13 protein-coding genes and 1 tRNA gene are annotated in these 11785 nt (G+C 73.8%); 8 read left to right on the forward strand and 6 right to left on the reverse strand.

Annotated elements, in window-relative coordinates; translation table 11 throughout:
* Both CUD01_RS15495 and CUD01_RS15500 read right to left on the reverse strand, forming a co-directional pair.
* Nucleotides 1-393, reverse strand: a 393-nt coding sequence (locus tag CUD01_RS15495; RefSeq protein WP_141322403.1) for a heme-binding beta-barrel domain-containing protein, incomplete at its 3' end; no start/stop codon positions are given.
* Between the two features lie 236 nt (nt 394-629).
* Entirely contained in the window at nt 630-1364 is a 735-nt protein-coding gene (locus tag CUD01_RS15500) for a hypothetical protein (protein ID WP_141322405.1), read from the reverse strand.
* A 261-nt stretch (nt 1365-1625) separates the two neighbouring features.
* On the opposite strand from CUD01_RS15500, the gene CUD01_RS15505 reads away from it, so the two are divergent.
* Genes CUD01_RS15505 through CUD01_RS15515 form a run of 3 tightly spaced genes read left to right on the forward strand, consistent with a single transcriptional unit; the run spans nt 1626 to nt 4630 of the window.
* Nucleotides 1626-2357, forward strand: coding sequence for a winged helix-turn-helix transcriptional regulator (locus CUD01_RS15505; protein ID WP_094181051.1), 732 nt, complete (start codon nt 1626-1628; stop codon nt 2355-2357).
* Nucleotides 2329-3684, forward strand: coding sequence for a Na+/H+ antiporter NhaA (gene nhaA / locus CUD01_RS15510; RefSeq protein ID WP_141322407.1), 1356 nt, complete (start codon nt 2329-2331; stop codon nt 3682-3684). The genes CUD01_RS15505 and nhaA overlap by 29 nt, the downstream gene beginning before the upstream one ends.
* 10 nt (nt 3685-3694) lie before the next feature.
* Complete coding sequence (locus CUD01_RS15515; RefSeq protein WP_141322409.1) at nt 3695-4630, forward strand: alpha/beta fold hydrolase; 936 nt, start codon at nt 3695-3697, stop codon at nt 4628-4630.
* A 21-nt stretch (nt 4631-4651) separates the two neighbouring features.
* Here the strand turns inward: CUD01_RS15515 and nth are convergent, their stop codons facing one another.
* Complete coding sequence (nth, locus tag CUD01_RS15520) at nt 4652-5365, reverse strand: endonuclease III (RefSeq protein ID WP_141322411.1); 714 nt, start codon at nt 5363-5365, stop codon at nt 4652-4654.
* 171 nt (nt 5366-5536) lie between these two features.
* On the opposite strand from nth, the gene CUD01_RS15525 reads away from it, so the two are divergent.
* Both CUD01_RS15525 and CUD01_RS15530 read left to right on the forward strand, forming a co-directional pair.
* Nucleotides 5537-5950 carry a hypothetical protein gene (locus CUD01_RS15525; protein WP_141322413.1) on the forward strand — a complete coding sequence of 138 codons (414 nt, stop codon included), beginning with the start codon at nt 5537-5539 and terminating at the stop codon, nt 5948-5950.
* Between the two features lie 126 nt (nt 5951-6076).
* The gene (locus tag CUD01_RS15530; protein ID WP_094181056.1) at nt 6077-6754 is read left to right on the forward strand and encodes a Crp/Fnr family transcriptional regulator; all 678 of its coding nucleotides are present in this window, start codon (nt 6077-6079) and stop codon (nt 6752-6754) included.
* A 53-nt stretch (nt 6755-6807) separates the two neighbouring features.
* Here CUD01_RS15530 and CUD01_RS15535 read toward each other — a convergent pair whose 3' ends face one another.
* The 3 genes from CUD01_RS15535 to CUD01_RS15545 form a co-directional block, all read right to left on the reverse strand.
* On the reverse strand, nt 6808-7293 hold the full coding sequence (locus tag CUD01_RS15535) for a RidA family protein (RefSeq protein ID WP_141322415.1): 486 nt from the start codon (nt 7291-7293) through the stop codon (nt 6808-6810).
* Nucleotides 7293-7451: a Sp36 family protein gene (gene sp36, locus CUD01_RS15540; RefSeq protein ID WP_094181058.1), complete on the reverse strand. Its 159-nt coding sequence runs from the start codon at nt 7449-7451 to the stop codon at nt 7293-7295. The genes CUD01_RS15535 and sp36 overlap by 1 nt, the downstream gene beginning before the upstream one ends.
* Before the next feature lie 62 nt (nt 7452-7513).
* On the reverse strand, nt 7514-7804 hold the full coding sequence (locus CUD01_RS15545; protein ID WP_094181059.1) for a WhiB family transcriptional regulator: 291 nt from the start codon (nt 7802-7804) through the stop codon (nt 7514-7516).
* A gap of 374 nt (nt 7805-8178) precedes the next feature.
* Here CUD01_RS15545 and CUD01_RS15550 point away from each other — a divergent pair, with 374 nt between their 5' ends.
* The 3 genes from CUD01_RS15550 to CUD01_RS15560 all read left to right on the forward strand — a co-directional run bounded on the left by CUD01_RS15550 (nt 8179) and on the right by CUD01_RS15560 (nt 11782).
* Nucleotides 8179-10650 carry a transglycosylase domain-containing protein gene (locus tag CUD01_RS15550; RefSeq protein ID WP_141322417.1) on the forward strand — a complete coding sequence of 824 codons (2472 nt, stop codon included), beginning with the start codon at nt 8179-8181 and terminating at the stop codon, nt 10648-10650.
* Entirely contained in the window at nt 10647-11609 is a 963-nt protein-coding gene (locus CUD01_RS15555; protein WP_094181061.1) for a metallophosphoesterase, read from the forward strand. The genes CUD01_RS15550 and CUD01_RS15555 overlap by 4 nt, the downstream gene beginning before the upstream one ends.
* A gap of 99 nt (nt 11610-11708) precedes the next feature.
* A tRNA-Pro gene (locus CUD01_RS15560) sits at nt 11709-11782 on the forward strand.
* The last annotated feature ends 3 nt before the right edge of the window (nt 11783-11785 follow it).

Consider the following 11785-nt stretch of genomic DNA (forward strand, 5'->3'; position numbering starts at 1 on the left):
GGGCCGCTCGGGCGGCACCCGCCAGTACCCGGACTCGGTCGACCAGACCGGTCCGTCCTCGACGGGCACGTCGCTCGTCGGGCGCGCGGAGGGCGCGCCGTCCCCGGCCCCGCCCTCGTCGGGTGCGGCGTGGTCGGGCGCGGTGTGGTCGGGCGCGGCCTCGTCGGGTGCGGCGTCCGCGAGCGCGGACGCGTCGTCCGGCGCGACGACGAGCCGGATGGTCGACGTGTAGGACAGGTACGGGCCGCCGTCGTGGTCGAACACGACGTCCTGCACGAACGCGGTCTCGTCGATGCCGGGGTACCCGACGACGCCCTGGCCGTGCCAGCGGCCGACCAGCCAGGCGAGCGGGTACACCTCGGGTGCGAGCCCCTCGGGCAGCACGAAGGCCATGGGGTGGTGCCTCCCGGGTCCGGGCGTCAGTTCTGCGACTTGAACAGGCGGAGCACCACGATGCCCGCCGTCCAGGCGATGGCGCCGGTGGCGAGGACCAGCAGACCGATGAAGAGCCCCTCGAGCGCTGTCATGGACCGATCCTAACGACCTCGGCGCGCTGTGCCCCCGTCGATCGCGACGACGCACGTCACATCCGCCACGCGCCGCGTCTCCCGCGTCGTCCCGGGGGCCCGTCAGCCGACGAGCACGCGCCCGACGACGTACACGAGGATCCCGGTCACCGTGACGGGCAGCACGACCGCGGCGATGGACGGCAGGTGGCGCGCGAGCGTGCGCAGGTCGTCGAACAGGACGTGCAGCGACGCGACGAGCACACCCACGGCGGCGCCGAGCACGACACCCGCGACGAGGTCGATGTCCGGCAGGACGAGCGCGGCGAGCGCGCCGGCGCCGGTCGCGGCCAGCGTCGTGACGGTGGCCCCGGCCCAGCCCGCGAACGGCAGCGCGACGACCGCGGACCCGACCGCGAGCGCTAGCGCACCGACGACGACGATCGGCTCACCGCCGGGCGTGCGCCCGATCGCGACCCAGCCGGCCACCGCGACCGCCAGCAGCGTGCCGGTCACGGTGCCCGCGACCGACTCGACGAGCCGGTCCCGCCCGCCGCGCCGCAGCAGCTCGTTGAGGAACGCGAGCAGGATCGTCGTCGCGAACACCACGGGCAGGTACCGCAGGTACGGCTGGTCGAGCACGGCGTGCACCGCGAGCACGGCCCCGACCCCGCCGATGCCGATCACGGCCGCCGAGCCGGGCCTGAACGGCAGGCTCGCGAGCGACGGCCAGCCCACCGCGAACGCGATCGCGAGCAGGGCGGCGACCACGGTCACGGGCAGGCCGCCGACGTACCCGGCGACCGCGACGACGGCGGCGAGGGCGGCCGTGACGACCGCACGCGTGGCGAGCTGCACGGTCCGCTACCGCCCGTCCGCCGCTCGGCGCGACGCGGCGCGCACGCCGACGAGCACGCCCGCACCGGGCACGGGGACGATCAGGACCAGGGAGAGCACGGCCGACAGTCTCGCAGATGCCCGGGCCGGTGCCCGGTGCGACGGCCCGTGATCACCCGCCCGAGCGGCCCGACGACGCGCCGACGACGACTCCCGGACGCCCGTCCGCCGGGCGCGGCGCACGCGGTAGCGTGTCCCCACTCGCCGCAGGGAGGTTCCACGGTGGCAGACCTTCTGCTCCTGACCCCGGCGTCCGGTGGATCGGCACAGGTGCTGCCGGCGCTCGGGCTGCTGTCCCATCGCGTGCGCGTGCTGCCGGTCGAGCCCTCGGCGCTGGTCGACGCGCCGGATGCGGACATCGTCGTGCTGGACGCGCGCCGCGACCTGGTCACCGCGCGCACCACCTGTCGGCTGCTGCGCGCCACGGGTCTGGCGGTCCCCCTCGTGCTCGTGCTCACCGAGGGCGGCCTCACGGTCGTCACGGCGGAGTGGGGCGCGGACGACATCGTGCTCGACTCGGCCGGCCCGGCGGAGGTCGAGACGCGGTTCCGGCTCGTCATGGAGCGTGCTGCGGTCTCGGGCTTCGAGGACGCGCCGCAGGAGATCTCCTCGGGCGAGCTGACGATCGACGCGGGCGGCTACACCGCTCGGCTGCGCGGCCGTCCGCTCGACCTCACGTACAAGGAGTTCGAGCTCCTGAAGTACCTGGTGCAGCACCCGGGTCGCGTGTTCACCCGCGCCCAGCTGCTCCAGGAGGTGTGGGGCTACGACTACTACGGGGGTACGCGCACGGTGGACGTGCACGTGCGGCGTCTGCGCGCGAAGCTCGGCCCCGAGCACGAGCAGCTCATCGGGACCGTGCGCAACGTCGGGTACCGCTTCGACCCGCCCAAGGAGCGCCGGGCGTCGGGTGCGTCGGGGGACCGTGACAACGTCACCGAACCCGCCGTCTGACCCCACCCGCCCGCCCGCCCGCCGCGGACCGGACCTCTTCGCCCGGCTCACCCCCGGCGGCGAGCGCAACCTCGCCGACACGCTGCGCGGTGAGCGCGCGGGCGGGGTCCTGCTGCTCGTCGGGACGCTCGTCGCGCTGGTGTGGGCGAACGTCTGGCCGGACGCGTACGCGAGCGTGTCGCACACCGTCGTCGGTCCGCACGCGCTGCACCTCGACCTCACGCTCGCGCAGTGGGCGACCGACGGCCTGCTCGCGGTCTTCTTCTTCGTCGTGGGTCTCGAGCTCGCGCGCGAGCTGACCGTCGGCGAGCTGCGCCACCCCGCGACGGCGGTCGTGCCGATCGTGGCGGCAGTGGGCGGGATGGTCGCACCCGCGCTGCTGTACCTGGCGGTGAACCTGAGCCGGGACGGTGGCGCGCCCGAGGGCTGGGCCGTGCCCACCGCGACCGACATCGCGTTCGCCGTCGCGGTCCTCGCGCTCGTCGGCCGCGGGCTGCCCGTGGCGCTGCGCGCGTTCCTGCTGACGCTCGCGGTGGTCGACGACCTGCTCGCGATCCTCGTGATCGGCACGTTCTACACCGACTCGCTCGCGTGGCTGCCACTCGTCGGCGCCGTCGGGTGCGTCGTCGTCTTCGCGGTGCTGGTGCGGCGCCGGCGCACCAGCGCGTGGCTGCTCGTGCCGCTCGGGGTGCTCGCGTGGGCCCTGCTGCACGCGTCCGGGGTGCACGCCACGCTCGCGGGTGTCGCGCTCGGCCTCGTCGTGCCCGCGAGCCCGGCCGCGACCGCACGCGCGCACGGCCTCCCCGACGACCCGGAGCAGTCGCTCGCCGAACGGTGGGAGCACGTGTGGCGCCCCGTCTCGGCGGGCGTCGCCGTGCCGGTGTTCGCGCTGTTCGCCGCGGGCGTGACCATCTCGTCGGACGTCGTGCGCGGTGCCCTGTCCGACCCGGTCGCGCAGGGGGTCGCGCTCGGCCTCGTCGTCGGCAAGCCGCTCGGCATCGTCGGCGTCACGTGGCTGGTGGCGACGTTCACCCGCGCCCGCCTGGCACCCGGGCTGCGCTGGGGCGACGTGATCGGGGTGGGGCTCGTGGGCGGGATCGGGTTCACCGTGTCGCTGCTGATCGCCGAGCTCGCGTTCGACGAGGGTTCGGGGCACGACGAGCACGCGGTGCTCGCGGTGCTCGCGGCGTCCCTCGTCGCCGCGCTCGTCGGCGGTACCGTGCTCGCAGCGCGTGGCCGGCGGCTGCGCGCGAGCACCGACCCGACCACCCCTCACCCGGCCGACCCTGCGGGCACCGAGGCGCCCGCGTCACCGCCGAACGGATAGGTTCACGACGATGACAGCCGTCGACTCCGCCACGCTCCTGATCGACGGGCCGTGGCAGCACCGGTTCGTCGCCGCCAACGGCGCGCGGTTCCACGCCGCCGTCGCCGGACCCGACGACCGCGACGCCCCGCTCGTCGTGCTGCTGCACGCGGTGCCGCAGTTCTGGTGGGCGTGGCGCCACCAGCTGCCCGCGCTCGCCGAGGCCGGGTACCGCGCCGCCGCGCTCGACCTGCGCGGCACCGGCGGCTCCGACAAGCCGCCGCAGGGCTACGACGTGCCGACCCTCGCCGCCGACGTCGCGGGCGTGGTGCGCTCGCTCGGGGCGAGCTCGGCCGTCGTGGTCGGCGCCGGGACGGGTGGTGCCGTCGCGTGGGCCATGCCCGCGCTGCAGCCCGCCGCGACGCGCGCGGTCGGTGTGCTGTCGTCGCCGCACCCGCTCGACGTGGTGCGGCGGCCCTGGACCACGTTCCGTCCCGCCGCCGCGCGGCGGCTCGCGTACGTGCAGCTGCCGTCCCTGCCCGAGCGGGCGCTGGCGCGCGGCGACCTCGCGCACCGGTTCCTCGTCGAGTGGGGCGGCGGGCAGTGGCTCGACCGCGCGACCGAGCGGACCTACCTCGGGGCGCTGCGCGTGCCGTTCGCGGCGCACTCGCAGCTCGAGCAGCTGCGCTGGCTGGGCCGCTCCGCCCCCCGGCCCGACGGCCGCCGGTTCGCGGCGGGGCTGCGGCGCACGCGTCCGACGCCCGTGCTGCACCTGCACGGCTCACGCGACGGGCTGTTCGGCTCGCGGGCGGCCGCGCTGACGCGCGAGACCTCGGCGCTCGTCGGCTCGGACTACACGTACGAGCTGCTGCCCGGCGCGGGGCACTTCCTCGCGGAGCAGGAGCCCGAGCACGTCACGCGCACGCTGCTGGCGTGGCTGCGTCGCGTCGCGCCGCTCGAGCCCTGACCCTCGCCTCCCCGGGCCGCGTCAGCCCTTGAGCAGGGCCGCGGCCCGCACGGGGTCCGTCTCCCCGATGCCCGCCGACGGGCACAGGCGCACGAGCGGGCACGCGCCGCACGCGGGCCGTCGCGCGTGGCACGTGCGGCGGCCGTGGAAGATCAGCCGGTGGCACGCCATGGTCCAGTCGCGCCGCGGCAGCAGCGCGCCGAGCTCGCGCTCCACGACCAGCGGGTCCTCGCTCGTCGTGTACCCCAGCCGGCGTGACAGCCGCAGCACGTGCGTGTCGGTGGTGATCCCGGGGACGCCGTACGCGTTTCCGAGCACGACGTTGGCCGTCTTGCGGCCCACTCCCGGGAGGGTGACGAGCTGGTCGAGCCGGCGCGGGACCGTCCCGCCGAACTGCTCGACGAGCGCGCGCGACAGCCCGGTCACGGCCTTCGCCTTGGCCCGGAAGAACCCGAGCGGCTTGAGGATCGCCTCGAGCTCGTCGGGGTCCGCCGCCGCGAGCTCCGCAGGGCCGGGGTAGCGCGCGAACAGCTCGGGGGTGGTGGCGTTGACGCGCACGTCCGTCGTCTGCGCCGACAGGACGGTCGCGACCAGCAGCGTGAACGCGTCGGTGAAGTCCAGCTCGCACCGGGCGTCGGGGTACCGCTGCGCCAGCAAGCGGTCGACGCGCCGCGCGCGGCGGGTCCGGGCGAGGGGGGTCTCGGCAACGGCGGGCTGCGGGGTGGTCCTCGTCACCCTGTCAGCGTAGGTGCGGGCACCCACACCCCCTGACCTGGACGGACGTCCGCATCGGTCCGCGTTGCTCCCCCAGGGTGACGTGAGAAGAACGACGGGCCGAACCGTTCAAGTCGGACGTCCGGTCTGCCGTAGACGTACTGGTCAGCGGGACGAGGAGGACGTACCACGATGACATCTGGGGGCGACCACGGCGTCCGCAGCCTGCGGCTCGACCGACGGGCGCTACGTGCCGAGAGCCAGCGCGTCGGCTGGTGGCGGCGGCTCGTACGCGCACGTCTCGACCTGGCCCTGGCGGCAGCCGCGCGGCCCGCACCGCTCGGTGAGGACGTCGCGTTCCAGCTGCCGCTCGACGTCACGCTCGGCGTGCCGCGCATGGGCGAGCTCGAGCGTCTGCTGCCGGACCTGCAACCGAGCGACATGCCCGCGATCGACCGGCTGCGCGCGCTGGACGAGCAGCTCGCGCAGTACGAGCAGGGCGTCACGGAGGCGCTCGCACGCACCACGGACCGTCTGATCTCGCGTCTCGCCGACCACCCGGCGTGCGCCGGCGACGTCGTGGCGACGCCACCGGTCCGTCGCTGACCCTCGCTCGCGCGGGACAGCGACGCCGGATGCGGCAGACTGGTGCGTGGATCTCGACGTGGCCGGGCCTCGGCGCGCCGGGTGAACCGGAGTGTTCAGGGCTGGATCGAGACGAAGGAGCGTGGCGTGGCTGAGGACGTCGTGCTGTCAGCACCGCTGTTCGCCGGACTGGACGAGGACGCGGCGCTCGCGCTGGTCGCGAGCATGACCCCGCTCGAGATGGTGCGAGGCGACGTGCTGTTCCACGAGGGCGAGCCGGGTGACCGGCTCTACATCGTGCGGGACGGCAAGATCAAGCTCGGTCGGCGCTCGACCGACGGGCGGGAGAACCTGCTCGCGGTGCTCGGCCCGGGCGAGATGTTCGGCGAGCTCTCGATGTTCGACCCGGGTCCCCGCACGGCCACCGCGACCGTCGTCGCCGACGCGGTCCTGCTCGAGCTCGACCACGACGACCTGGTCCGCTGGCTCGCCGACAACCCCGACGTGGCGCGGCACCTGCTGCAGGCGCTCGCGCGCCGGCTGCGCCGTACCAACGAGGCGCTCGCCGACCTCGTGTTCTCCGACGTGCCGGGCCGGGTGGCGAAGGCGCTGCTCGACCTGTCGACGCGGTTCGGCGAGCAGGTGGACGAGGGGGTGCGCGTCGCGCACGACCTCACGCAGGAGGAGCTCGCGCAGCTCGTCGGCGCCTCGCGCGAGACCGTGAACAAGGCCCTGGCCGACTTCGCCGCCCGCGGCTGGGTGCGCCGCGAGGGGCGTGCGGTCGTCCTGCTGGACATCGACCGCCTGGAGCGCCGCGCGCGCTGACGCGCCTCGACGACGTCGGAGGCCCGGACCGTCGGTCCGGGCCTCCGTGGCGTCTACGCGGTCTCGACGACGATCTCGACCTCGACCGGGGAGTCCAGCGGCAGCACCGCGACCCCGACCGCGGACCGGGCGTGCACGCCCGCGTCACCGAGCACGTCGTGCAGCAGCAGGCTCGCGCCGTTGACGACCGCGGGCTGACCGGTGAACGACGGGTCGCTCGCGACGAACCCGACGACCTTGACCACCCGCACGACCCGGTCGAGCGCGTCCGCACCCGCGGGCCCGCCCTCGCGCTCGACGAGCGCGGCCACCGCGGCGAGGGCGTTGAGCGCCGCGGTCCGGGCGAGCACCGTGGCCTCGTCGGGACCGACCTGCGCGCCGACCTTGCCCGTGGTCGGCAGCGCACCGTCGACGAACGGCAGCTGCCCGGAGGTGTGCACGTGCGCGCCGCTGCGGACCGCCGGGACGTACGCCGCGACGGGCGCGGCCACCGACGGGAGCGTGAGCCCGAGCTCGGCGAGCCGCTGCGCGGCACCCATCAGGAGTCCAGCGGGCGCTTGAGGTAGGCGACGAGGCCGTCACCGGGCCCCGGGACCACCTGCACGAGCTCCCAGCCGTCGGAGCCCCACTGGTCGAGGATCGCCTTGGTCATGTGGATGATGAGGGGAACGGTCGCGTACTCCCACTTGGTCGCCATGCGCCCACCCTAGCCAGCCGCCTGCGCGGCCGTGCGTCCCGGTCACCGCCGCGACGGGTCGCTCAGTTCGGGACCAGCTCGCCGCGCGGGACGAGCTCCGACCACCACGAGCGAACCTCGGGCCGGCGCCGCAGCAGCGCGCGGCGCTCCCGCTCGGTCATCCCGCCCCACACCCCGAAGTCCATGCGGTTGTCGAGCGCGTCCGCGAGGCACTCCAGCCGGACGGGGCACTGCTGGCACACCGACCGGGCGTCACGCTGCGCGGAGCCCTCGACGAACAGCGCGTCGGGCGAGACGTTCCCGGACCCGCAGGCCGCAGACGCGGTCCAGTGACCCTCCTTGGTCGCTACCACCGCGCCCCCTTGCTCGAAGTCGGCGTGCCCCCGGTCGCCGGTACCGTTCCCGGACCTCTGAGCGTCATTGGCTTTTACCACAAGGCGTCGTCGTCCGCTGGATGACTGGAAAACTAGCGCGTGATCTGGAACTTTGACGAGACTCCGATCGGGTCATCCCGAGGTGTGGACGCGCTCCCGCACGCGGCGACCGGATCGGGTGAACCCGGCACCCCGGACCGACCCGACCGGGTGCACCCGACCGCGCGGAGCCTCGTCGGACCCGGGGACGCGCGGGCACCCCACGGAGCGTGGATGTGCAGGTCCGGTGCAGAGGTCCGGGTCCTCCCCCGGTACGAGGCGGTCGTCCAGGTGGGCCGACTACCCTGACGGGCATGCCGAACCCTGCCCGCACGCCTGCCCGCACGCGCGGCCGCCAGGTCAACGCCGTCCAGGCGCTGGCCCTCCTGCTGTCCTTCGTGCTGGTCGCCGGGATCGGCGGCGTGCTCGCCGCGGGGCTCGCCCTGCCGGGCGTCGCGATCGCGAACGGCGTGACGAACATGTCCGTCACCGCGTTCGACGACCTGCCCACCGAGCTCAAGCAGAGCCCGCTGCCCCAGAAGTCACGCATCCTCGCGTCCGACCGCACCACGCTCGCGACGTTCTACGACCAGGACCGCGTCGTCGTCCCGCTCGACCAGATCGCCGAGATCATGCAGAAGGCCGTGATCGCGACCGAGGACCGCCGGTTCTACCAGCACGCGGGCGTCGACGTCATGGGCATGTTCCGTGCGGCCGCGCGCAACGCGCTGCACGTCTCGCAGGAGGGCGCGTCCACGCTCACGCAGCAGTACGTCAAGAACGTGCTGATCGACGCGGCCCTGAACGAGGACACCGAGGAGGCGAAGCTCGCCGCCATCGAGGAGGCCCGCGCCGACGAGGGCACCGAGGGCCTCGCGCGCAAGCTCCGCGAGGCGAAGCTCGCGATCACGCTCGAGAAGACGATGTCCAAGAACGAGATCCTCGAGAAGTACCTCAACATCGCGGCGTTCGGCACCAACGTCTACGGCGTCGAGGCCGCCTCGCAGCGCTACTTCGGGATGCGCGCGAGCAAGCTCAACTACCTGCAGGCCGCGACGATCGCCGGCATCACCAAGTCGCCGTCGTACTGGGACCCGCTGAAGCACCCGAAGCGGGTGGAGAAGCGCCGCAACACGGTGCTGAGCCTCATGCTCCGCGAGGGCTACATCACCGAGAAGGAGTTCAAGGAGGGCAAGAAGACGCCCATCGAGGACACCCTCAACCCCCAGTCCGCCAAGCTCGGCTGCATGTCGGCCGGCGAGACCGTGCCGGGCTCGGGGTTCTTCTGCGACTACGTCACCAAGGTCATCGCGAACGACCCCGCGTTCGGTGAAACCGCCAAGGAGCGGCGCCACCTGCTGCTCACGGGCGGCCTGACCATCTGGACGACGCTCGACAAGGACATGCAGGCCGACGCCGACAAGGAGGTCAAGGCCGGGATCCCGGTCGACGACTCCTCCGGCATCGGCACCGCGATGGTCGTCGTGGAGCCCGGGACGGGCCAGATCAAGGCCATGGCGCAGAACCGCGTGTACAACAACACGCTCGAGCACGGCGACCGCGAGACCGCGGTGAACTTCACCGCCGACAACGCGTTCGGCAGCGCCTCGGGCTTCCCGCCCGGCTCGACGTTCAAGCCGTTCACGCTGCTGCAGTGGCTCAAGGAGGGGCACTCGCTCTACGAGGTCCTCAACGCGACGAAGATGTCGTACAACCTCTCGGAGTTCAAGGCGTCGTGCACCAACCTGACCGGGACCTGGAACTTCAACAACGCCGAGGGCGGCAAGGGCGTCATGACCGTCCTGCAGGGCACCATGAACTCGGTGAACTCGGCGTACGTCGCCATGGCGAGCAAGGTCGACCTGTGCGGCATCTTCACCGGCGCGGCCGAGCTGGGCGTCGTGAAGGCCGGTGGGCTGGCCGGTGACGGGCAGATCGACCCGCTGCCCGCGAACGTCCTCGGCTCGCAGTCCGTCTCGCCGCTCACGATGGCCTCCGCGTTCGCCGCGTTCGCCGCCGACGGCAAGTACTGCAAGCCCATCGCCGTCCTCAAGGTCACCAAGAGCGACGGCAAGGAGCTCGAGGTGCCGAGCGCCGGGTGCAGCCAGAAGATCGACCAGAACATCGCCAAGACGATGAACTACGCGCTCAGCAACGTCTGGAAGGGCACCGCGAAGGGCGTCAAGCAGCCCGGCTTCGCCGCCGCGGGGAAGACCGGCACGACGTCGCAGAACGAGCACACGTGGTTCGTCGGCTACACGCCCAAGCTGTCCGCCGCCGTGTGGGTCGGTCACACCGACGGCATGAAGTCGATGCACGGCCTGACGATCAACGGCAAGTACTACGGCGGGTACGGCGGCGGTCCGTGGGGCTCGTCGATCGCCGCGCCCACCTGGGTCCGGTTCATGGAGGACGCGCTCGGCGACCAGGACAACCCGTCCTTCGACGAGCTGCCGGCCAAGTACATCTACGGCGAGAAGATCTCCGTGCCGTGGGTGGTCGGCCAGACCGAGGACGAGGCGCGTCAGACGCTCGCGTCGCACGGGTTCCAGGTCGTCGTCTCCAGCGAGCGCATCGAGTCGGACGTGCCCGAGGGCCGCGTCGCCCGGCAGGACCCGAGCGGGTCCGCGACCGCCGGCTCCGTCATCACGCTCACGCTGTCGAGCGGCAAGAAGGACCGCGACCCGTGCGAGGTGAACCCCGACCACCCGGCCTGCCAGGGCGACCAGCCCGGACCCCCCGGACGCGACCGCGGCGGCCGTGACGACGCCGCTGTGAAGCCGTGACGGGAGCCTCGCTCGCCCGCGCCACGGGGGGCCTCGTCGCGCTCGCCGCGGCGGGGGTGGCGTGGGGCCTGGTCGAGGCCCGCTGGTACACGCTGCGCGAGGTGACGGTCCCCGTGCTGCCGAGCGGGCACGACCCGCTGCGGGTGCTGCACGTCTCCGACCTGCACCTCACGCCGGACCAGGACCGCAAGGCCGCGTGGGTGCGCGAGCTCGCGCAGCTCGACCCGCACCTCGTCGTCGACACGGGCGACAACTGGGCGCACCTCGAGTCGTTCGGCCTGCTCGCGCACGCGCTCGAGCCGCTGCTGGCCCGCCCGGGCGTGTTCGTCATGGGCTCCAACGACTACGTCGCGCCGCAGCCCAAGAACCCGGCGCGGTACCTGCGCGCCGACGCGCGCTCCACTCCCCCGCAGCCCCCGCAGGAGCTGCCGTGGCGCGAGATGGTGCGCCTGTTCCGCTCCGCGGGCTGGCTGGACCTCGACAACCACCGGGGCGTCCTGGACGTCGCGGGGCGGCGCGTGTCGTTCGTCGGGACCGACGACGCGCACCTCGACCGGGACCGGATGCCCGCCGCGGGCGGTCCCGACGACGCCCGCACCGAGCCCGGCCCGGCCGGGACGCCGGGCGTCGACCTGCACGTCGGCGTGACCCACGCGCCCTACCAGCGCGTCCTCGACGCGTTCCTGGCCGACGACGCCGACCTGGTCCTCGCGGGCCACACGCACGGCGGCCAGCTCGCCGTCCCCGGCTGGGGTGCGCTCGTGACGAACTGCGACCTCGACCCGGGCCGTGCCAAGGGCCTGCACGGCTGGCCCGGGCCCCGTCCCGACGCGCCGGGTGGGGCCGGCTCGACGTGGCTGCACGTGAGCGGCGGCCTGGGCACGTCTCCGTATGCGCCCGTGCGGTTCGCGTGCCGCCCGGAGGCGACGCTCCTCACCCTGGTCCCCGCCGAGCACTGACCGGACGCGGGCCGGACCCGAGCCGGACCCGGGCCCGTCTCGAGGCGGGACGGATTCGGAGATCCGGGGGTCGGTCAGGTAGTCTGAGCGGGCTTTCCACGGGGTGTGGCGCAGCTTGGTAGCGCGCTTCGTTCGGGACGAAGAGGTCGTGGGTTCGAATCCCGCCACCCCGACAG

The organism is Cellulomonas uda, assembly GCF_006538705.1.
GTDB lineage: Bacteria > Actinomycetota > Actinomycetes > Actinomycetales > Cellulomonadaceae > Cellulomonas > Cellulomonas uda.

Excerpts from the sequence above, each read along its gene's own strand:
- CUD01_RS15525 (WP_141322413.1), top strand. The coding sequence starts at position 5,537 with ATGACATCTGGGGGCGACCACGGCGTCCGCAGCCTGCGGCTCGACCGA.
- CUD01_RS15515 (WP_141322409.1), top strand. The coding sequence starts at position 3,695 with ATGACAGCCGTCGACTCCGCCACGCTCCTGATCGACGGGCCGTGGCAG.
- CUD01_RS15535 (WP_141322415.1), bottom strand. The coding sequence starts at position 7,293 with ATGGGTGCCGCGCAGCGGCTCGCCGAGCTCGGGCTCACGCTCCCGTCG.
- sp36 (WP_094181058.1), bottom strand. The coding sequence starts at position 7,451 with ATGGCGACCAAGTGGGAGTACGCGACCGTTCCCCTCATCATCCACATG.
- CUD01_RS15550 (WP_141322417.1), top strand. The coding sequence starts at position 8,179 with ATGCCGAACCCTGCCCGCACGCCTGCCCGCACGCGCGGCCGCCAGGTC.